This is a genomic window from Mesorhizobium sp. LNHC209A00 (assembly GCF_000502915.1).
Lineage (GTDB): Bacteria > Pseudomonadota > Alphaproteobacteria > Rhizobiales > Rhizobiaceae > Mesorhizobium.
On sequence record NZ_AYWT01000012.1, the window covers coordinates 77,577 to 99,050 of the forward strand.

A 21,474-nucleotide genomic window follows, 5' to 3' on the forward strand; every position below is an offset into this window, starting at 1 on the left:
AACCATGGATCAGACGCGCATTGATCAGTTCGACCGCAAGATAATGGCGCTTTTGCAAGGCGACGCGCGGCTCACTAACAACGATCTCTCCGAGCGGGTGAACCTCTCTGCCTCGCAATGCTCGCGCCGCCGCCAGCGGTTGGAGGAGGACGGCTACATCAGGGGCTATCGTGCGGTGCTCGACCGCGACAAGCTCGGTTTCTCGCTGGTCAACGTCATCTCGGTGACACTGGCCACCCACAACCGCGACAATGCGCGCCGCTTCGGGGAATTGGTGGCGCGGCTGCCCGAGGTGCAGGAGGCCCATGCGCTGACCGGCGAGATGGACTACATCCTGAAGGTCGTAACCCCAGACCTCAAATCGCTGTCGGAATTCGTCAACGGCGTGCTCCTGCCGCACGAATCCGTGCAGCATGTGAAGACGGCGATCGTGCTGGAGACGCTGAAGGAGACCGGCGCGCTGCCGATTTAATCCTTCGACTGCTGGATCAGCCCGTACAGATTGGTACAGCGGGCGCCGGAGCGGCAATAGGCGAACACCGGGCCGTCGAGCTCGTCGAGTGCCTCGGCCTGGTCGTCGACATTCTCTCGCGTGATCTGGCCGCTGATCACCGGAATGTAGCGGAAGGCGAGGCCGGCGGCCTCGACCGCGGCCTTGAGCGTGTCCGCCGAAGGCTGTCCCGGCTGCTCATCATCAGGCCGGTTGCAGATCACGCTCTTGAAGCCGGCTTCCTTGATGGCGGCAACGTCCTCGGGCTGGATCTGGCCCGAGACCGAATAGTCTTCGCTGATCTGGCGGTATTCCATGGCTCGTATCCTCGCGATCTCTTTGACGGCAGTCTTGCCACTCCGGGAGGGGGGCGGCAATCCGCATCGAAGGAATTCTCTGCCAAATAGACATCGCGCGCCAGAAAATCCAGCCGGGCCGATACGGCCCGGCTGGCCGCGGATCAAACTCAGCTGCCGAGAATGGCGCCTTTGATCTGGCGGATGTTGTTGTGCATCATGTCGATATAGGTCGAGCCGGGGCCGTCGGGCTGCGACAGCGCGTCCGAGTAAAGCGTGCCGCCGACCTTGATGCCGGTCTCGCTGGCAATCTGCTCGATCAGGCGAGGGTTGGTGATGTTCTCGACGAAGATGGCCGCGGCCCTGTCCTGCTTGACCTGCTCGACCAACTTGGCGACATCGGCGGCCGACGGCTCGGAATCGGTCGAGATACCTTGCGGGGCGAGGAAGATCAGGCCGTACTCGTGCTCGAAATAGCCAAAGGCGTCATGCGAGGTGATGACGACGCGCTTTGCCTCGGGGATCGACTGGATCGCCGCCCTCACTTCGCCTTCCAGCGCGTCAAGCTTCTTGGTGTAGGCGGCGGCGTTGGTCTGGTAGCTGACGCAGCCGTCGCTGTCGGCCGCGCAGAAAGATTCGGCGATGTTCTTCACATAAATCCTGGCATTGGCGATCGACTGGAAGGCGTGCGGGTCAGTGACCGTCTTGCCGCTGCCGGTGCCGGCGCCATCGGCATCGGCGAATTCAGCCTTGAAGTCGATCGGCGTCACACCCTTGGTCAGCGTGACGATCGAGGCCTTGGTGGCGCTGGCATCGACCAGCCGCTGCAGGAAACCTTCGAAATGCAGGCCGTTGACCAGCACGATGTCGGCCTTGGCGATGGCGACCGCGTCGGCAGGGCTTGGCTCATAGACATGAGCGTCGCCATCCGGCCCGACGATCGTGGTGATCGCGACACGGTCGCCGCCGACGTTTTTGGCAAAGTCGGCAATGACCGTAAAGCTGGCGACCACCTTCAGCGGCGCCGCGAAGGCCGATGATGCGCCAAAGGCGGTTAATGTTATAACGCTCAATGTCAGGGCGGCGCGGACCGTTTTCAGCATAAGCGGGGTTCCTTCCAGAGGGTGAGGCGGATCAGGCCGTTCTGTGACGGTGATGGATGATGCGACCGCGCAGAATGCCGCGCGTGCCAAACAGGATCGAGGCGAAATAGATGACACCGGCCGACAGGATGATGGCCGGGCCGGATGGCAACGACGCGTGATAGGACAAGAGCAATCCGGCACTGCAGGAGGCAAAGCCGATCAGCACCGCCAGCACGCACATCGGCTCGACGCGTGCGGTCCAGAATCGCGCGGCTGCCGCGGGCAGCATCATCAATCCGACGGATAGCAAAGTGCCGAGCGCCTGGAAGCCGCCGACGAGGTTGAGCACGACGAGGCCGAGGAAGATGAAATGCACCGGGCTGCCCATGCGGCTGACCGAACGCAGGAACAGTGGGTCGAGGCACTCGGCGACCAGCGCCCGCCAGANGAGTTCAGACGTGTGCTCTTCCGATCTGCACCGTGCCGAACAGCACATGCATGAGATCGACGCTGGAGCCGCGGATCGATACCATCAGCACTCCGATGGCGAGCGAAATCAGATAGAAGGCGGCCATCGAGGCGTCCTCGCGCTGGATGGTGAAGCGCGAGACAGCGCCAGCGCCGAGCGCGACGATGACGCCGGCGATCAGGCCGCCAATGGTCATCGGCAGGATCTCAAGGCCATAGAACAGGAACCCGGCCGCCGCTCCTGGCAGGATGGCATGCGCCATGGCGTCACCCGACAGGCTCATGCGTCGTAGCATCAGGAAGACGCCGATGGGGCAGGCGCCGAGCGACAGCATCAGCGAGCCGAACAGCGCCCGCTGCATGAACCCGAAATCGGCGAAGGGAGCAATGAAAAGACCGTAGAGCGCGTCCATCAGGCGGCCCTCGGTCCGGCGCCATGGTGATGGTCGTGATCGTGGCCATGATCATGGCCATGAGCGTGCTCGTCAGGCTCGCACCAGGGGGCGTTCTCTTCCCAGGCTTCGTGGAAGCGGCGCGCGCGCAGCAGGTTCTCCGGCTTCAGCGTCTCCCGGGTATCGCCCCAGGCAACCGGCTGGCGAGCAAGCAGCAGTGTTTCGGGAAAATTCTGGCGCACCAGATCCAGATCATGGACCACCACCATGATAGTGCGCTCTTCGCCATGCCAGCGATTGATCAGGGCAATGAGGTCACCGACCGTCTTGGCGTCGACCGCGTTGAAGGGCTCGTCGAGCAGGATCAGGTCGGCATCCTGCAACAGCACGCGGGCAAACAGCGTGCGCTGCAGCTGGCCGCCCGACAGCGTGTCGATCGGCCGCTTCTCGAAGCCGCCGAGGCCGACGGCCATCAATGCCTGGCTGACGGCTTCGCGATCTTCCCTGGTATAGCGGCCGAGCATGCCGCGCTTCGGCCACAGGCCAAGCGAGACCAGATCGACGACGCGGGCGGGAAAGGAGCGATCGAGTTCCGACTGCTGCGGCAGATAAGCTGCCCGCACGCCCGACGCGCGGATAACCTCGCCGGCCATTGGCTTCAGCACGCCGACAATACCCTTCATCAGCGTCGATTTTCCGGAGCCGTTGGCTCCGACCACGGCCGTCAGCGAACCCTTTCGGATCGTGCCATCGAGGTGATGGATCGCGGGATGGCTGTTGTAGCCCAGCGTCAGGTCACGGAAGGTTAGGCAGGTCTGGGTCATATCGTTCCGTTGGAAGTCGAGCCTGGCCGCGATAGTGGCCGTTGGATATGTGATGTTATTACATTAGTCAACAAGCCAATCCGGTTGATTTGCGACCCGGCGGCTCAATTTGCCGTGAGTTTCTTCCGTGCTGGTCCAAGGAGATTTGGCCCCGGCGGCCTTGCCCGAAGCCCGCGCCGACTCTAAACAGGCGCAACCCTCAAACGAAGGAACCTCGCAATGAGCATTCGTCGCATCGATGTTGGCCCGCGCATGAGCCCGATCGTCATCCACGGCAACACCGTCTATCTGGCCGGCCAGGTCGGCGAGCCCGGCGGCAACGTCGCCGCGCAGACCCGCGACATTCTCGCGACCATCGACGAATTGTTGGCCAAGGCCGGCACCGACAAGACCAAGATCGTCCAGGCGATCATCTGGCTGGCCGACATGGGCACCTTCGCCGAGATGAATTCCGAATGGGACAAGTGGGTGCCGCAGGGCCACACCCCCGCTCGCGCCACCGGCGAGGCAAAGCTCGCCGGTCCCGAATATCTGGTCGAGATTATTATTACGGCTGCGCTGTAAAGCCGCTGCAGGTGCCGATCTTCCCCAATCGGGAGATCGGCTTACCCTTGCGACGGCGTGAACCTTGCCACCAGCGTGTGGCTTTCCGCCGGATAGATGAAGCGCACGTGGGTAACCGGGTGCTCCGCGCTCCAAGTGCGACGCTCCACGACCAGGCAGGGCGCGCCAGGATCGATATCGAGCTCGTCACCGATAGTCTCATCGGCGGCCATGGCGCGTATCCGATGTTCGGCCTCGCTCCACGGCACGCGGCCGATCAGCCATGGACCCGCCGCGATTTCCAGAAACTCTTCGTCGCCGGCTTCCGCAACCGCCGAAAGATTGATCAGACGTTGCTCGAGTGCGAATGGCCGTTCGCCGGCAAAATGAAGGCCTTCGACCGCCAGTACCGACCCTGCGGCGGACAGTCCGAGCAAAGCCCTGTCCTCCACGTTGCTGCGCCGCCTCAGGCGTTCCAGCCGTTCGTAGCGGTAGGGCAGGCCGAGCGCCTCGACCTCGATCCTGATGTCGTGAAGCTCCAGCACCGCCGCTTGCGATTGCGGCTGACGGACAAAGCTGCCAGACCGGCGGCGGCGTTCAATCAAACCTGCCTTGGCCAACTGAGACAGAGCCTTGTTCACCGTCATGCGTGAGCATTTGTATTCGGCGGTCAGCTCATGTTCGAACGGGATACGGTGGCCGGGCGCCCAGGTGCCGGACAGAATTTTTTTCCGGATGCCGGACAGGATGCGCTGATGCAGCGAGACCGTCTCGTTGTCGTCCATCTCCGTCGGTTCAGCCATGCTCATCTGGGTTAACCCTCGGAAAGCGCAGTCATCACGCTGCGAAACCGTTCGGCGATCGCCTCGCGCCTGGCGTGTCTGCCAGCGCTGACCTGTTTTTTGCCATGCACCCAGACGCAATCGACCTTGCTGCCATTGGCAAAGATCCAGGCATCGAGGATCGCGTCGCCTGTCTTGCCGGCCAGCGAAGGGTTTTTGCCGTCCAGCGAGACGAGATCGGCGGATGCCCCAGTTGTGATTTGCGAGGCGCCGGCACCAAGGGCGACGCCGCCGCCGTCTAGGGCTGCGTCGAACAGGGCGCGGCCCGTTGAGCCGCCGGCTACCGAAAGCACATTGCGGGCGCGGTGCGCGAGGCGCTGCGAATATTCCAGCTGGCGCAATTCGTCGGGCAGGCCGATCAGCACATTGGAATCGGAGCCGACGCCGAAGCGGCCGCCATGCTCCCTGAACAATGGCGCGGCAAAGGTGCCGTCGCCCAGATTGGCCTCCGTGATCGGGCAAAGGCCGGCAATGGCGCCGGTCTTCGCCATGCCGATGGTCTCGGCATCCGTCATATGGGTGGCGTGAATCAGGCACCAGCGCTGGTCGACAGCGGCAGCCCCAAGCAGAAATTCGACCGGACGCGCGCCTGACCAGGCAAGGCAGTCCTCGACTTCCCTGACCTGTTCGGCGACGTGGATGTGGATCGGTCCGTTTGGCGCCATGGCGGCGACTTCGATCAGTTCTTCGGGCGTCGCGGCGCGCAGACTGTGCGGCGCGACCCCGACGACAGCTTGATTCAGCGCGCGAACTGATTCACGGCTTTTCTCCACGAGCCGGGCGAACCGATTCACATCGTTGATGAATCGGCGCTGGCCGTCATTTGGAGCCGCGCCGCCGAAAGAGGAGTGGGCGTAGAACACCGGCAGCAGCGTCAGGCCGATCCCTGTTTCGCCAGCCGCGGCAGCGATGCGCTCGGCCATCTCGGCTGGGTTGGCATAGGGTTGTCCATCGCGATCATGGTGCAGATAATGAAATTCGCCGACGCGGGAAAAACCGGCCTCCAGCATTTCGACATAGAGCTGCGCCGCCACCGCCTCGACCTGGTCGGGAGTCATCGACAGCGCGAAGCGGTACATCACCTCGCGCCAGCTCCAGAAACTGTCGGCGGAGGGGCCGCGCAACTCGGCAAGGCCGGCCATGCCGCGCTGGAAGGCGTGGCTGTGCAGATTGGGCATGCCTGGCAGCAGAATGGAATGGCGTTCATCACCGGGCAAGGCGGCGGCTTCAGGCTCTACGGCCGTAATGCGCCCATTGGCTAAGGTGATCCGCACATTGTCGTGCCAGCCGTCGGGAAGAAGCGCCTGTTCCGCAAAGATATCGGTCACTTTTCTCTCCGCTTTCCGGTCTCGTATGCGATGATGGCACTTGCAGTGCGTTTCAATATGTATATACATAATCGCCACCGATTGAAACGGAAAAGATCATGGCCGTAGAGAGCAAAAACCGGGCAGGGAGGGTTCGCCTGTGGCGCAATGCGCGTCTGGCGACCATGGCTGGAAATCGTGCCGGATTGGGGATCGTCGAGCATGGTGCGCTGGCCGCGCGCGACGGCCGCATTGTTTATGCCGGTCCGCAATCCGAGATGTCCTCGGCTTTTGCCCAAGGCGAGATCATCGATTGCGAGGGCCGCTGGATTACGCCCGGCCTGATCGACTGCCACACCCACCTGATCCACGCTGGCAACCGCGCCAACGAATTCGAGATGCGGCTGGCCGGCGCCACCTATGAGGAAGTCGCCAGGGCCGGCGGCGGTATCGTCTCGTCGGTCAAATCCTTGCGTGCTGCCAGTGAGGGCGACCTGGTTGCCCAGACGCTGCCGCGCCTCGACGCGCTGATTGCCGAGGGCGTAACCACCGTGGAAATAAAGTCGGGCTATGGCCTCGACCTCGAAAACGAGAAGAAATCGCTGCGCGCCGCGCGACAGCTGGGCAATGAGCGCCCCGTGACCATCCGCACGACCTTCCTTGGCGCCCACGCGCTGCCGCCCGAAGCCAAGGGCGACAAGGATGCCTTCATCGATCTCGTCGCCAAAACGATCCTTCCAGGCGTCGTCGAGGAAGGCTTGGCCGATGCCGTCGATGGGTTCTGTGAAGGCATCGCCTTTTCGCCGGAACAGATGGCGCGCGTCTTCGATGTCGCCCAGGCGGCTGGCTTGCCCGTCAAACTTCACGCCGACCAGCTGTCCAATCTGCATGGCGCTGAACTTGCCGCCCGCTATGGCGCGTTGTCGGCCGACCATCTCGAATATACCGACGAGGCAGGCGCGGTGGCGATGGCCAAGGCGGGGACCGTGGCGACCATCCTGCCCGGCGCCTACTACTTCATCCGCGAGACCAAGAAGCCGCCGATCGGCCTGTTTCGCCAGCATGGCGTCAGAATGGCTGTTGCCACCGACAACAATCCCGGCACATCGCCGCTGACCTCGCTGCTTCTGACCATGAACATGGCGGCCACCCTGTTCGGCATGACGGTCGACGAATGTCTTGCCGGCGTCACCCGCGAAGCCGCCCGTGCGCTGGGGCTGCTCGGCGAGACCGGCACGCTGGTATCGGGCAAATCCGCCGATCTGGCGATCTGGGACATCGAGCGCCCCGCCGAACTCGTCTACCGCATGGGCTTCAACCCGCTGCATGCCCGCATCTGGAGAGGACAATGACCGAACTGACCCTGAAGCCCGGCAATGCGAAGCTGGCCGACTGGCGCGCCATATACCGTGGCGCCGTGCCGAAACTGGACGATGCCTGCCGTCCGAAAATCAAGGCGAGCGCCGAGGCCGTCGCCAGGATCGTTGCCAAGGGTGAGCCGGTCTATGGCATCAACACCGGTTTCGGCAAGCTGGCCAGCGTGCGCATCCCCGCCGAGGATCTCGAGACGCTGCAGCGCAACATCGTGCTTTCGCATGCCGCGGGCGTGGGCGAGCCGATGCCCGTTGCCGTTGCCCGGCTGATGATGGCGCTGAAACTTGCGAGCCTCGCGCAGGGCGCCTCCGGCGTGCGCTCGCGGACCATCGAGTTGCTTGAAGCGATGCTGGTCAACGACGTCATCCCGGTCGTGCCGGCGCAAGGGTCCGTCGGCGCCTCCGGCGACCTTGCCCCGCTGTCGCACATGACGGCGGTGATGATCGGCGTCGGCGAATGCTTTACTCCGCATGGCCGTTTCCCGGCCAAGGTCGCGTTCGTCTCGCATGGGCTGGAGCCCGTGACATTGGGCGCCAAGGAAGGTCTGGCGCTGCTCAACGGCACGCAGTTTTCGACGGCCTATGCACTGGCCGCTTTGTTCGATGCCGAGGTGCTCTACCAGTCGGCGCTTGTCGCCGGCGCGCTTTCGACCGACGCGGCCAGGGGTTCCGACGCGCCGTTCGACCCGCGCATTCATCTGTTGAGAAAGCACCGTGGCCAGATCGAGACCGCGGACGCGCTGCGCAATTTGATGGCAGGTAGCGCGATCCGCGAGTCGCACCGGGTCGGCGATGAGCGCGTGCAGGATCCCTATTGCCTGCGTTGCCAGCCGCAAGTGATGGGCGCCGCACTCGATGTCCTGCGCAAGGCCGCCGATACGCTTGAAACCGAGGCCAATGGCGTCACCGACAACCCGCTGATCTTCGCAGAAGACGATACTGCTCTGTCCGGCGGCAATTTCCACGCCGAGCCGGTGGCGTTCGCCGCCGACATGATCGCGCTCGCCGTCTGCGAGATCGGCTCGCTGTCGGAACGCCGCATCGCCATGCTGGTCGATCCCGCGCTGTCAGGCATGCCCGCTTTCCTGACGCCTAAGCCCGGTCTGAACTCCGGCTTCATGATCCCGCAGGTTACGGCGGCCGCGCTTGTCTCGGAAAATAAGCAAAAAGCCTATCCGGCCAGCGTCGATTCCATCCCGACCTCGGCCAACCAGGAAGACCACGTCTCGATGGCCGCGCATGGCGCACGCCGCCTGATCGGCATGGTCGAGAATGCAACCGCGGTGATCGGCATCGAATTGCTGGCCGCCGCCCAAGGCTGCGATTTCCATCAGCCGCTGGCGTCGAGCGCAGCACTGGAAGCCGTGCGCAAGCTGGTGCGCGCCGAGGTGCCGCATCTCGATAACGACCGGCATTTCCATCCCGACATGGAAAAGGCGATTGCCATGGTGCGCAGTGGTGCGGCTGTGAAAGTCGCGAGCGCGGTGGCACTGCCCTCGATCGCCGGAGCGGCGTGATGACGGCCAGCCCCTGGCTCACGGTCACGCGCGGCACGGCGCCGCTGCTGGTGTCGATCCCGCACACCGGTATCGACCTCGCCGGCCTCGAAAACCGGCTGGTCTCGCCTTGGCTCGGCCGTCGTGATTGCGACTGGTGGATCGACAATCTCTATGATTTCGCCGCCGGTCTCGGCGCCACTGTCGTGCACACCGCGATCTCGCGCACCGTCATCGACGTCAACCGCGATCCATCCGGCGCCTCGCTCTATCCCGGCCAGGCAACCACTGGCCTGTGCCCGACCGAAACCTTCGACGGCGACCCGCTCTACCGAGACGGCGAAGAGCCGGGGCCGTCGGAGATCGACGAGCGCCGGCAGAAGTTCTTTGCGCCCTATCACGCCGCCTTGCAGGCCGAGATCGACAGGTTGCGCACCTTGCATGGCAAGATTGTCCTCTACGACTGCCATTCGATCCGCTCGGTGCTGCCACGCTTGTTCGAAGGCACGCTGCCGGTGTTCAATCTCGGCACGAATGACGGCAAGAGCGCCGATCCGACCTTGCAGGCGATGGTCAACCAGATCATGGCCGAAACCGGCGAGACTTTTGTCGTCAACGGACGCTTCAAGGGCGGCTGGATCACGCGCCATTTCGGCCAGCCGCTTCAGGGCGTGCACGCGCTGCAGATGGAACTCTCCAATCGTGGCTATATGCGCGAGCCCGACGGGAAGGGCACGCCGGACAATTGGCCGGTGCCCTACGACGCCGCGTTCGCCGCACCGATCCGCGCCACGCTGACGCGGATTCTTCAAATCGCCATTGACTGGGCCGGGCGCTGACGCGCCGCCTCGTCCGAAAGGGACAATAATGAACAATCCCCGTCACAATATACGCGAAGTGCGCGCGCCGCGCGGCGACAAGCTCAATGCCAGGTATTGGACCACCGAAGCGCCGCTGCGCATGCTGATGAATAACCTCGACCCTGATGTTGCCGAAAACCCCAACGAACTGGTCGTCTACGGCGGCATCGGCCGGGCGGCGCGGACCTGGAACGATTTCGACCAAATCGTTGCGTCGCTGAAGACGCTTGGCGAGGACGAGACGCTGCTGGTGCAGTCGGGCAAGCCGGTCGGCGTGTTCCGCACCCACCCGGACGCGCCGCGCGTGCTCATCGCCAACACCAATCTGGTGCCGCACTGGGCGACCTGGGAGAAATTCAACGAGCTCGATAGAAAGGGCCTGATGATGTACGGCCAGATGACGGCCGGCTCCTGGATCTACATCGGCACGCAAGGCATCGTGCAGGGCACCTACGAGACCTTCGTCGAGGCCGGCCGCCAGCATTATGGCGGCAATCTCAAGGGAAAATGGATCCTGACCGGCGGCCTCGGCGGCATGGGCGGAGCCCAGCCATTGGCCGCCGTCATGGCAGGCGCCTGCTGCCTGGCGATCGAATGCAATCCCGACTCGATCGATTTCCGCCTGCGCACCCGCTATGTCGACGAGAGAGCCGAGACGCTCGACGAAGCGATGGAAATGATCGAGCGCTGGACCAAGGCCGGGGAGGCGAAGTCCGTCGGCCTGCTAGGCAACGCCGCCGAGATCGTGCCCGAAATGTACCGTCGCGGCATCCGCCCCGACATGGTCACCGACCAGACCTCGGCCCACGACCCCATCAACGGCTATCTGCCGAAGGGCTGGACGATGGCCGAGTGGCGCGAAAAGCGTGTCAGCGACCCCAGGGCGGTCGAGAAGGCGGCTCGCGCCTCCATGCGCGAACATGTCGAGGCGATGGTCGCATTCTGGAACGCCGGCGTGCCGACGCTCGACTATGGCAACAATATTCGCCAAGTCGCCAAGGATGAAGGGTTTGAAAACGCCTTTGCCTTCCCCGGTTTCGTGCCGGCCTATATCCGCCCGCTCTTTTGCCGCGGCATCGGCCCGTTCCGCTGGGCAGCTCTCTCCGGCGATCCGGAGGACATCTACAAGACGGACGCCAAGGTCCGCGAGCTCACCCCCGGCAACACCCATCTGCACAATTGGCTGGACATGGCCCGTGAGCGGATTTCCTTTCAGGGGTTGCCGGCGCGCATCTGCTGGGTGGGCCTCGGCGACCGGCACAGGCTGGGTCTCGCCTTCAACGAGATGGTGGCCAAGGGCGAACTGAAGGCGCCCGTTGTCATCGGCCGCGATCACCTCGATTCCGGTTCGGTCGCCTCGCCGAACCGCGAGACGGAAGCGATGAAGGACGGTTCGGACGCCGTGTCCGATTGGCCGCTGCTCAACGCGTTGCTCAACACAGCTTCAGGCGCCACCTGGGTGTCGCTGCATCATGGCGGCGGCGTCGGCATGGGTTTCTCGCAGCATGCCGGCATGGTCATCGTCGCCGACGGCACGCCGGATGCTGCAAGGCGCCTGGAACGGGTGTTGTGGAACGATCCGGCGACCGGTGTCATGCGCCACGCCGACGCCGGCTATGACATCGCGATCGAATGCGCCAAGGAGCACCAGCTCAACCTACCGGGCATTCTAGGCTAGCGCTGGCGTCATGCGCATTCTGCGTGCCACCGATTACCGCGTCATGCCGTGGAAAAACGGCGGCGGTACGACGACCGAGATCGCCGTCTCGCCCGCTGGCGCCGGGCTCGACGATTTCGAATGGCGCGTCTCGATGGCTCGGGTCGAGACGAGCGGGCCGTTCTCCAGCTTTGCCGGCATCGACCGCACCCTGTCCGTGCTGGAAGGCGAGGGGATCGTGCTTGACGTCGCCGGCCTTCCGCCCGAGCGGATGACAGCGGCTTCCCAGCCTTTTTCCTTTCCAGCCGACCAGCCGACAAGTGCCGCGCTGATCGCCGGCCCGATCACCGATCTCAACGTCATGACCCGCCGCGGCCGCGTGTTGCATCAAGTCGAACGCCTGCCGGTTTCGGCGCCTGTGGAAATCTCGACCGGGGCCTGTTCCACCCTGATCCTTTGCCACAGAGGCCATGCCGTTTTCGCCGGCGCCGCTCCTCTCCGCCTCGGGCCGCTCGACACCCTGCTGCTCGGGCCGGATGTTTCCGTCTTGCGGGTAGAGCCCGCCCCGGATGCGACCCTTTTCTTGGTCCGCATAAGGGGGGCCGCCTGACGCGTTTACCGCCAACGGTTACCGCCTGTTTCCAAACATGATCGCGATGCCGGCGAAATATAGCGTAAGCTGACGGTGGCATCACGAAAAAGCCCGAATCCTCTCCGTCGATCGGTCCCGACGGGAGCGAGGGGCGCTCGTCTTTGAGTCGGTCGAAAGATGACGCTCCGTCGTGGTGCGGAAACAAACTTTCGGCATAGGGGTGGATGCAACCGATTGCATTTGAACCGGTTTTAGGGCCATTGCCGTGGCGGTGACGCCGCTGAGTGCCCGCTTACGGAATTTTCAATGAATATTCAGACGAACCCAGCCCAGATCGAGAAGACAAGCGCGAGCTTCCCGGCCATCACGGAAGAGCCGATACGATCGGTATTCCTGCCGGAGGAACGGCTCCGGCTACTCGGGGAGAGCCTGGCCAAGGGCGATCTGACGGATCTGTTCGGCCTGATCCCGTTCGACTTCCAGGCCCGCATCCGTGACAGCGCCAAGAAGATCCTCGAAGTCTACCGGTCGACCAATGCCGCGCAGGGAAGGGGCGAAACCATCACGCCGGCCGCGCAGTGGCTGCTCGACAACAACTATCTGATCGAGGAAACCATTTTCCAGGTCAAACGCGACCTGCCGCGCCGCTTCTACCGGCAATTGCCAACGCTGAAACTGCCCGATGGCGGCACCGTGCCGCGCGCATTGGCGCTGGCCTGGACTTATGTCGCGCATTCCGACAGTTCCGTCTCGGCGACCATGTTCAAGTCCATCGTCCAGGGTTTTCAGTCGGTCGAGCCGCTGAAAATCGGCGAACTCTGGGCCCTGCCGTCCCTTTTGCGCTTCGTGCTCATCGAGAACCTCCGCCGCCTGGCGGTCAGGGTCAACCGCACCCGCCAGATGCGCCAGATCGCCAACGATGTGGCCGACAAGGTGCTTGCGACCGACGACAATCCGGACCGGCAGGCGATCCTTGCCAATTTCAGCGCGCATGCACAGGACACCACCTTCGCCACTCAGCTTCTCTACCGCCTGCGTGACGGATCGCAGAATGCCGGCAAGGCGCTGGAGTGGCTGGAAGGCGAACTTGAGAAGACCGGCTCGGATGCCGAGGAAATCATCATTTCCGAGCACCAGACGTTGTCCAGCGGCAATGTGACCACCGGCAACATCGTCCGCGGCCTGCGCCTCATCAACGACGTCGACTGGACGGTGTGGTTCGAAGGCGTCAGCCGCATCGATACCGTGCTGCGCGAGCGCACCGATTTCGCGGCGCTCGACTTCTTCTCGCGCGATCAATACCGCACCGCGATCGAGGAACTGGCACGCCGCTCGAATCTGTCGGAGTACCGTGTCGCCGAAAAAGCCATCGAACTCGCCGGCCATGCTGTTAGTGCCGGCGAAGGGGTTGATGCCGAGGCTGCAGCCGTCCACACCGATGTCGGTTTCTATCTCGTTGGCCCGCGCCGGCTGGAACTCGAAAAGACGATCGGTTATCGGCCAACGATCAGCCAGATGGTCAAGCGGACCTTCGCCAAGACCGGATGGCTTGGCATCGTCCTGCCCGTCTTCGCCCTGACCGTCCTGCTGCTCGTCCTGTCGGGCAACGCCCTTTCCAATCTCGGCCTGTCGGTGCCGTCGATCGTGCTGATGCTAGCTCTGTTTGCCGTGCCGGCCAGCGAAGGCGCGCTCGCTTTCTTCAACACCGTGGTCTCGCTATTCCTCAAGCCGACACGCCTGATCGGCTATGACTACAGGCACGGCGTGCCGCCCGAGGCGCGCACCCTGGTGGTCGTGCCGTCGCTGATCGGCTCGCGTGACGATGTCGAGGAAAACATCCGCAACATCGAAGTGCATTATCTTGCCAATCTGGCGGACGAGATCCATTTCGCGCTGCTTTCGGACTGGCCCGACAGCAAGATCGAGATCGAGGCGGCCGACACCGAGATATTAGACTTCGCCCGCGCCGAAATCGCCCGCCTCAATGCGCGCCATCCCTCCGAAGGCGCGCCGCGCTTCTACATCCTGCACCGCCGCCGGCTCTACAATGCCGCTCAAGGGTCCTGGATGGGTTGGGAGCGCAAGCGCGGCAAACTGCACGAACTCGACCTGTTGCTGCGTGGCGACAGCGATACCACCTTCCTGCCGCTCGAAGTGCCGCTGCCTGAAAAAGTCGTCCATGTGATGACGCTCGACGCCGATACCCGCACCACCCGTGATGCCGTATCGAGCCTAGTCGGCAAGCTATGCCATCCGCTCAACCGGCCGCATTTCGACGCCACCAGGCGCGTCGTCACCGCCGGCTACACCATCCTGCAGCCGCGCATCACCGCTTCGCTCACCAGCGGCGATGAAGCCTCGTTCTTCCAGCGCGTGTTCTCGGCCAATCGCGGCCTTGATCCTTATGTCTTCGCTGTTTCGGACCTCTATCAGGACGTCTTCAGCGACGGGTCCTTCACCGGCAAGGGCCTCTATCACGTCGATGCCTTCGAGGCCGCCTTGCAGGGCCGCATCGAGGAAAACACCATTCTCAGCCACGATCTGCTCGAAGGCGCGCTGGCGCGCGCCGCGCTGGTCACCGACGTCGAGTTGGTCGAGGATTACCCGACCCGCTACTCGGTCGATGCCTCGCGCCACCATCGCTGGGCGCGCGGCGACTGGCAACTTTTGGGATACATCTTCAACCCGCGCTCCGGCGTGCCGGCGCTGTCGCGCTGGAAGATGGTCGACAATCTCCGCCGCTCGCTGACGCCGATCTTCTGGGTGATGGCGGCGATCGCCGGCTGGACCTTGCTGCCCTTCACGCAGGCCGCGCAGTGGCAGGCATTGTTGATCCTCAGTCTGTTCATGGCGCCGACCTTCGACATCGTCAACGCCATCCTGCCCAAAAGCGGCGACCAGACGCCGCGCGGCCACTTCTCGGCTCTGGCGCGCGACGTCGCCTTCGGCACCGCCATGGTGGCGCTGAAGATCGTACTGATGGCACATAACGCCTGGATGATGGGCGATGCCATTGTGCGCACGCTCTACCGGCTGTTCGTCAGCCGGCAAAACCTCTTGGAATGGCGCACCGCCTCGCAGGCGCACAAAGCCGGCGACAACGATGTCGGCTCCTATTACGGCATGATGTATGGCGCCGTGATCATCGGCTTTGTCGGCCTCGCCATTCCCGTGCTGGCTGATTCCACCGGTGCCTTCGTTGCGTTCTTCTTTGCCTTGTTCTGGATCGGCTCGCCGGCGATCGCCAGTTGGATCAGTCGCTCCGCGGAAACCGAGGACCGGCTGCGCATCTCGCAAGCCGACATCCACACGCTGCGCACCGTGGCGCGCCGTACCTGGCACTATTTCGAGAGCTTCGTGACGGCAGAGCATCACAATCTGCCGCCGGACAATTTCCAGGAGAGCCCCGCGCCAGTCGTCGCGCCGCGCACCTCGCCGACCAACATCGGCGTTTACTTGCTCTCGGTCGTCTCGGCACGCGATTTCGGCTGGATCAGCCTGTCCGATGCCATCACCCGCATCGACGCCACCATGACCACCATCGAGAGCATGCCGCGCCATCGTGGCCATCTCTTCAACTGGTACGACACCACGACGCTAAAGCCGCTCTATCCGCTCTACATCTCGGCTGTCGACAGCGGCAATCTCGCCGGCCACCTGGTGGCGGTGGCGGCTGCCTGCGCCGAATGGGCGGAAGCCCCTTCCGTCCACCTGCAGGGCGATTTCGAAGGCATCCTCGATACGGTGACCATCCTGAGCGAAAGCCTCGATGAACTGCCCGACGACCGCCGTCAGTTGCGGCCGTTGCGCCAACGCCTTGTCGATCGCCTCGACGGCATGCGGCGCGCCGTCGAAACGATCAAGGCGCAGCCGGAAATGGCCTCCATCCGCACCATCAACCTGGCCGTGCTGGCCGGCGAAATCCGCAAGCTCGCCACCGCCATTCACACCGAAGCCGCATCGCCGCAGAGCGACGTCATCGTCGACTGGACGGCAAGGCTCGAAACCACCTGCGAGGCGCACGTCCACGACGCCCATAGCGACGAAAACGCCGTCGAGGCTCTGCGTGCCAAGCTGCTCACCTTGCGCGAACGCACCCGTCGTTTCGCCTTCGAGATGGAGTTTGCCTTCCTGATGCGGCCGGAGCGCAAGCTCTTGTCTATCGGCTACCGGGTCGAGGAGCATCAGCTCGACGAAAGCTGCTACGACCTTCTCGCCTCCGAGGCGCGGCTGACCAGCCTGTTCGCCATCGCCAAGGGCGATCTGCCGACCGAACACTGGTTCAGGCTTGGCCGCCCGATCGTCGAGATCGGCTTCCAGGGCGCGCTGATGTCGTGGTCCGGCTCGATGTTCGAATATCTGATGCCGCCGCTGGTGATGAAGGAACCGCAAGGCTCGATCCTCAACCAGACGAGCAAGCTGATCATCAAGCGCCAAATGCAGTATGGCCGCCAGAAGAACGTGCCGTGGGGTATTTCGGAAGCGGCCTACAACGCCCGTGACCGGGAACTGACCTATCAATATACCAATTTCGGCGTGCCCGGCCTGGGACTAAAGCGCGGCCTCGGCCAGAACACGGTGATTGCGCCTTACGCGACTATCATGGCGGCGCAGTTCAACCCGCGCGAAGCGGTGCAGAACCTGGCCCGGCTGCGGGAGATCGGCGCGCTTGGCCGTCATGGCTATTATGATGCAGTCGACTTCACGCCGCAGCGCGTACCGGAAGGCACCAACCACGCGGTCGTGCTGAACTACTATGCCCACCATTCGGGCATGTCCATCGCCGCCGTCGCCGACGCCATCTTCGAAGGTCGCCTACGCGATCGCTTCCATAGCGATCCGGTCATTGAATCGGCCGAATTGCTGCTGCAGGAGAGGGCGCCTCGCGACATTCCGACCGCCACCGTCCGCACCGAGGCGGACGAGCGCTCCAAGGACGAGACCGAGACCGAGAGCCCCGACACCCGCATCGTGCTCGATCCCGCGCGGGCGCTTCGTTCGACCAATGTGATGTCGAATGGCCGCTATTCGGTGATGGTGACCGCAACCGGCTCCGGCTACAGCCGCTGGGGCGATCTTTCCGTCACCCGCTGGCAGCCCGATCCGGTCGAGGATCGGCTTGGCTCCTACATATTCCTGCGCGATGCCGCCACTGGCGACTGGTGGTCCGCGACTTCGGAACCGAGGCGCGCGGCCGAGGAAAAGACGCAGGCCCTGTTTTCCGATGACAAGGCGAGCTTCGTGAAGCTGGTGGGCACGCTGCGCTCCGAAGTGGAGTGCATCGTCATCTCCGAGGGCAATGGCGAAGGCCGTCGCATCACGCTCTACAACGAGAGCACATCCGACCGTCACATCGAGGTGACGTCCTTTGCAGAACTGGTCCTGGGTTCGGAAGCTTCCGACAACGCGCATCCGGCCTTCTCGAAAATGTTCGTGGAAACGGAAATCGCCGCCAACAACGGCGCGATCTTCGCCACGCGCCGCAAGCGTGAAACCAGCGAGCCCGATGTAACGCTGGTGCATTTCGTCACCGATCCGTCGGGACCGGCGCGTGATGCCGAGGCCGAGACCGACAGGCGCGCCTTCATCGGCCGTGGCCGCACCATCGTCGATGCTGCCGCCTTCGATCCAGGCGCCAGGCTTGGCGGCCATTCCGGCTTCACGCTCGATCCCATCGCCTCGCTGCGTCGTCAGGTGCGCGTGCCCGCCAACAAGAAGGTATCTCTGACCTTCTGGACTGTCGTCGGGGCCAACCGTGCTGAGCTGGAGGAGGCGATAAACCGGCTCGACCATCAGGAGAGCTTTGCCCGGCAGGCGATGCTTGCCTGGACGCGGAGCCAGGTGCAGACCCGCCATATGGGCCTCAGTCTGACCGACGCGGCCAATGTGCAGAAACTGGCGCGCTATCTGATCTATCCCGACCCGTTCCTCCGGTTGCCGGCCGAGTCCATCGCTTCCGGGCTGGGCAAGCAGTCGAGCCTGTGGCCGACCAGTATTTCGGGCGATTACCCGATCTTCCTGGTCAGGATCGGCGACGTTGCCGATCTCGAGATCGTAGCCCAGGCGTTGCGCTTCCAGGAATATATGCGCACCCGCGGCATGATGATCGACTTCGTCGTCGTCAACGAGCAGGCTTCCTCCTATGTCCAGGATCTGCAGCGCGCGGTCGAGACGCTGTGCGAAAACAGCCGCTTGCGCGGCAAGGAACTCGGACCCCGCCAGCACATTTTCGCGGTCCGTCGCGACCTGATGGAGGAAACCACCTACAAGACGCTGCTCGCCGTCGCCCGGGTTGTGCTGCATACGCGCAATGGCACCATCTTCGACCAGATCGAACGGGCCGAGGCGGCCGCGCTGCAGACGCGCGATGGCCTGCAGCCGGCAGGATTGCCGAGTTCGCGCGAAATCGCGGCGCTCGCACCGCAGATGCATGCATTTGCCTCGCAGGCTGTGGCCGACGTCAGCGCCGATGGCTCCGGCCTCAGCCTGTGGAATGGTTTCGGTGGCTTCGACGGCGATGGGCGGCACTACGTGGTGCGCCTGGCCGGCCGGCGCACGACGCCGCAACCCTGGATCAACGTCGTCTCCAACGCCTCGTTCGGCTTCCACACCTCGGCCGAGGGGGCGGCCTTCACCTGGAGCCGCAACAGCCGCGATTACCAGCTGACGCCATGGTCGAACGACCCGGTGTCCAACCGACCGGGCGAGGGCATCTATATTTACGACCAGGCCAGCGGCAAGGCGTTCTCTCCGCTCGCAGCGATGGTGCGCGATCCCGCGATGACCTACGAGGCCTGGCATGGCCAAGGCTTCTCGACCTTCCGCTCGAAGCGCGGACCGTTGTCGATGGACCTGACCCATGTCGTCGATCCAATCGATCCGGTGAAGATCACACGGCTGCGCATCCAGAATTCCGGCCCGGTACCGGCTCGGCTGCGCGTCTATGCTTACGCCGAATGGGTGCTTGGCGGGCATCGGTCGCGCACCGCGGCAACCATAGTGCCGTCCCGCGACGGGGCCACCGGCGCGCTGCTGGCACAAAATCCCTACGGGCTCGATTTCAGCGAGCGGGTGGCCTTCCTCGCCGCCGACACCGGCGTCCACTCGGTGACGTCAGACCGGGCCGAGTTCCTCGGCCGGCACGGGTCCAGCGAGCTGCCACAGGCGGTGCTGAGCGGTTCGGCCCTGTCGGGTCGCGTCGAGGCCGGAGATGATCCTTGCGCGGCGATCGCTCGCGACGTCGAGATTCCGGCCGGCGCCGACGTCACGCTTATTTGGCTGCTCGGCGATGCCGATTCCGCGGCGCAGGCGAGCGCGTTGGTGCAGACGCACCGGGGCAAGGACTTCGACCAGCGCCTTGCCGACAATGAGCGCGAATGGCGCGCCTTCCTAGACACCATCCAGGTGGAGACGCCGGACAAGGCACTCGATGCCATGGTCAACCACTGGCTGCCCTATCAGAGCCTTGCCTGCCGCATCCGCGCCCGCTCGGCCTTCTATCAGGCAAGCGGCGCCTTCGGCTTCCGCGACCAGTTGCAGGACACGCTCGCCTTGCTGGCGCATGACCCGACGCTGGCGCGCGACCAGATCCTCAACGCCGCGCGGCGGCAGTTCCCGGAAGGGGACGTGCAGCATTGGTGGCTGCCGCGCACCGGCGCCGGCGTGCGTACCTTGATCTCCGACGACGTGGTGTGGCTCGCCCACGCCACGGCGCGCTATCTCACGGTAACCGGCGACGCCGCCATCCTGAAGGAGCAACTGCCTTTCCTCGACGGACAGGAGCTGGGTGAAGGCGAGCACGACGCCTTCTTCACCCCTGAAATCTCGAAGAAGACGGTGTCGCTCTACGACCACTGCGCGCGTGCGCTCGACCTTGCCATCAAGCGCAGCAGTCCAGCCGGCCTGCCGCTGATCCTTGGCGGCGACTGGAACGACGGCATGAACCGTGTCGGCGAACACGGCAAGGGCGAGAGCGTGTGGCTGGGGTGGTTCCTGTTGAAGACCCTGGGCGACTTCGCCGCGGTCGCCAAGACCGAGGGCGACACCAAGCGCGCACAGGCCTGGGCAAAGCATGCCGACGCGCTGAAGCGGGCGCTTGAAAGCACGGCATGGGACGGCGAATGGTACCGGCGCGGCAGTTTCGATGACGGTACGCCTTTAGGGTCGCGCACATCGCAGGAGTGCAAGATCGACTCCATAGCACAGTCCTGGAGCGTGCTGTCGGGCGAGGGCGACCCGGCGCGGTCGACGACAGCGATGCAGCAGGCGACTAAGCTGCTCGTCGATGATCATCTCAAGATCGTCAAACTGTTCACGCCACCGTTCTCGAAGACGCAGAAGGACCCCGGCTACATCAAGAGCTATCCGCCTGGCGTGCGCGAGAATGGCGGCCAGTACACCCACGCGGCGACATGGTTCGTCATTGCACTGGCCGAGATGGGGCAGACCGATGAAGCCTATCGCTGCTTCTCGATGCTGAACCCGGTCAACCACGCGTCCGACGAGGCCTCGGCCGAGCACTACCGCGTCGAGCCCTACGTAGTGGCGGCTGATATCTACGCCGGGGACGACAAGGGAGGTCGCGGCGGCTGGACCTGGTACACCGGCTCGGCGGGCTGGCTTTATCGGGCGGCGGTCGAAGGCATCCTAGGCATTGAACGGCGCGGCAAGCAGATCACATTCCGGCCGAAGCTGCCCAGCCACTGGGATGGCTACCAGGCTTCACTCAAGATGCTGGGCGCCGAGATCAAGGTCCAGGTCATTCGCGACAAAAAGACCAAGACGATCTCGCTCGAAGTGAATGGTTCGAAGACAAAATCGACGTCCTTCGCACCAAAAGCTGGTGACCAGACCGAGGTTGTGGTCAAGATTCCGCCATGAAATCAGCTATCTAGTGATCAGATCGCGCGTCCTTCGGGACGCGCGACTTCGTGCATTGTTTACTTGCGCGCGGGGTGCTGACGACGTTGGCCAGGCGCCCGGACGAAAGTCATGCCGGCCTACCGTGATTAAAAATGTGGCACCGCTCGACCACTGCCATGATTTTGCCGCAAGGCTGACATTTCACCTTTTATCTCAAACCGTTAGGTGATCACGCCAGATTTCGTATCGTCGTCATCTTTTGTTCGCTAAATGGGAACGGAAGAGATAGACGGGCATTGTTTTGCGACGCATCAACCGTTACGTGTCAGGGAATGGTGCGGTGCACAATATCGGTATTGGGCACAATAGAACGTTGGCGGAGTAGCT

General features: G+C 63.7%; 13 protein-coding genes. 8 read left to right on the plus strand and 5 right to left on the minus strand.

Translation table 11 applies throughout. The features are described from left to right. Positions 1-4: 4 nt before the first annotated feature. A complete protein-coding gene (locus tag X739_RS142730; protein ID WP_023773351.1) occupies positions 5-472 on the plus strand; it encodes an Lrp/AsnC family transcriptional regulator in 468 nt (155 codons plus the stop codon). Here the strand turns inward: X739_RS142730 and X739_RS142725 are convergent. From X739_RS142725 to aztA, 3 genes are all read right to left on the minus strand, one after another. Continuing rightward, positions 469-807 carry a TIGR01244 family sulfur transferase gene (locus tag X739_RS142725; RefSeq protein ID WP_023783008.1) on the minus strand — a complete coding sequence of 113 codons (339 nt, stop codon included), beginning with the start codon at positions 805-807 and terminating at the stop codon, positions 469-471. The two genes, X739_RS142730 and X739_RS142725, sit on opposite strands and share 4 nt — an antisense overlap. Before the next feature lie 149 nt (positions 808-956). Then, positions 957-1,889 (minus strand): zinc ABC transporter substrate-binding protein AztC, encoded by a 933-nt coding sequence (gene aztC / locus X739_RS142720; RefSeq protein WP_023795572.1) that lies wholly within the window; start codon positions 1,887-1,889, stop codon positions 957-959. 862 nt (positions 1,890-2,751) lie between these two features. Next, positions 2,752-3,555: a zinc ABC transporter ATP-binding protein AztA gene (gene aztA, locus X739_RS142715; RefSeq protein ID WP_023783011.1), complete on the minus strand. Its 804-nt coding sequence runs from the start codon at positions 3,553-3,555 to the stop codon at positions 2,752-2,754. 219 nt (positions 3,556-3,774) lie between these two features. Between aztA and X739_RS142710 the strand changes: the two genes are divergently transcribed. Continuing rightward, positions 3,775-4,119, plus strand: a complete 345-nt coding sequence (locus X739_RS142710) for a RidA family protein (protein WP_023795573.1) — start codon at positions 3,775-3,777, stop codon at positions 4,117-4,119. Positions 4,120-4,160: 41 nt separating this feature from the next. On the opposite strand, the gene hutC is transcribed toward X739_RS142710, so the two are convergent. Together hutC and X739_RS142700 are read right to left on the minus strand one after the other, a co-directional pair. Next, a complete protein-coding gene (gene hutC, locus X739_RS142705; protein ID WP_198026160.1) occupies positions 4,161-4,901 on the minus strand; it encodes a histidine utilization repressor in 741 nt (246 codons plus the stop codon). Between the two features lie 11 nt (positions 4,902-4,912). Beyond that, on the minus strand, positions 4,913-6,268 hold the full coding sequence (locus tag X739_RS142700; RefSeq protein ID WP_023795575.1) for a formimidoylglutamate deiminase: 1,356 nt from the start codon (positions 6,266-6,268) through the stop codon (positions 4,913-4,915). A gap of 98 nt (positions 6,269-6,366) precedes the next feature. On the opposite strand from X739_RS142700, the gene hutI reads away from it, so the two are divergent. From hutI to X739_RS142670, 6 genes are all read left to right on the plus strand, one after another. Then, positions 6,367-7,599: an imidazolonepropionase gene (hutI, locus tag X739_RS142695; RefSeq protein ID WP_023795576.1), complete on the plus strand. Its 1,233-nt coding sequence runs from the start codon at positions 6,367-6,369 to the stop codon at positions 7,597-7,599. Continuing rightward, positions 7,596-9,137, plus strand: a complete 1,542-nt coding sequence (hutH, locus tag X739_RS142690; protein WP_023795577.1) for a histidine ammonia-lyase — start codon at positions 7,596-7,598, stop codon at positions 9,135-9,137. The genes hutI and hutH overlap by 4 nt, the downstream gene beginning before the upstream one ends. Then, positions 9,137-9,955, plus strand: coding sequence for an N-formylglutamate deformylase (gene hutG, locus X739_RS142685; RefSeq protein WP_023773341.1), 819 nt, complete (start codon positions 9,137-9,139; stop codon positions 9,953-9,955). The genes hutH and hutG overlap by 1 nt, the downstream gene beginning before the upstream one ends. Before the next feature lie 28 nt (positions 9,956-9,983). Further along, positions 9,984-11,654: a urocanate hydratase gene (gene hutU, locus X739_RS142680; protein ID WP_023795578.1), complete on the plus strand. Its 1,671-nt coding sequence runs from the start codon at positions 9,984-9,986 to the stop codon at positions 11,652-11,654. Positions 11,655-11,664: 10 nt separating this feature from the next. Next, complete coding sequence (locus X739_RS142675) at positions 11,665-12,243, plus strand: HutD family protein (RefSeq protein WP_023795579.1); 579 nt, start codon at positions 11,665-11,667, stop codon at positions 12,241-12,243. A gap of 288 nt (positions 12,244-12,531) precedes the next feature. Then, positions 12,532-21,105 (plus strand): glucoamylase family protein, encoded by an 8,574-nt coding sequence (locus tag X739_RS142670; RefSeq protein WP_023795580.1) that lies wholly within the window; start codon positions 12,532-12,534, stop codon positions 21,103-21,105. Positions 21,106-21,474: the final 369 nt, after the last annotated feature.

Excerpts from the sequence above, each read along its gene's own strand:
- X739_RS142730 (WP_023773351.1), top strand. The coding sequence starts at position 5 with ATGGATCAGACGCGCATTGATCAGTTCGACCGCAAGATAATGGCGCTT.
- X739_RS142725 (WP_023783008.1), bottom strand. The coding sequence starts at position 807 with ATGGAATACCGCCAGATCAGCGAAGACTATTCGGTCTCGGGCCAGATC.
- aztC (WP_023795572.1), bottom strand. The coding sequence starts at position 1,889 with ATGCTGAAAACGGTCCGCGCCGCCCTGACATTGAGCGTTATAACATTA.
- aztA (WP_023783011.1), bottom strand. The coding sequence starts at position 3,555 with ATGACCCAGACCTGCCTAACCTTCCGTGACCTGACGCTGGGCTACAAC.
- X739_RS142710 (WP_023795573.1), top strand. The coding sequence starts at position 3,775 with ATGAGCATTCGTCGCATCGATGTTGGCCCGCGCATGAGCCCGATCGTC.
- hutC (WP_198026160.1), bottom strand. The coding sequence starts at position 4,901 with ATGGCTGAACCGACGGAGATGGACGACAACGAGACGGTCTCGCTGCAT.
- hutI (WP_023795576.1), top strand. The coding sequence starts at position 6,367 with ATGGCCGTAGAGAGCAAAAACCGGGCAGGGAGGGTTCGCCTGTGGCGC.
- hutH (WP_023795577.1), top strand. The coding sequence starts at position 7,596 with ATGACCGAACTGACCCTGAAGCCCGGCAATGCGAAGCTGGCCGACTGG.
- hutG (WP_023773341.1), top strand. The coding sequence starts at position 9,137 with ATGACGGCCAGCCCCTGGCTCACGGTCACGCGCGGCACGGCGCCGCTG.
- hutU (WP_023795578.1), top strand. The coding sequence starts at position 9,984 with ATGAACAATCCCCGTCACAATATACGCGAAGTGCGCGCGCCGCGCGGC.
- X739_RS142675 (WP_023795579.1), top strand. The coding sequence starts at position 11,665 with ATGCGCATTCTGCGTGCCACCGATTACCGCGTCATGCCGTGGAAAAAC.
- X739_RS142670 (WP_023795580.1), top strand. The coding sequence starts at position 12,532 with ATGAATATTCAGACGAACCCAGCCCAGATCGAGAAGACAAGCGCGAGC.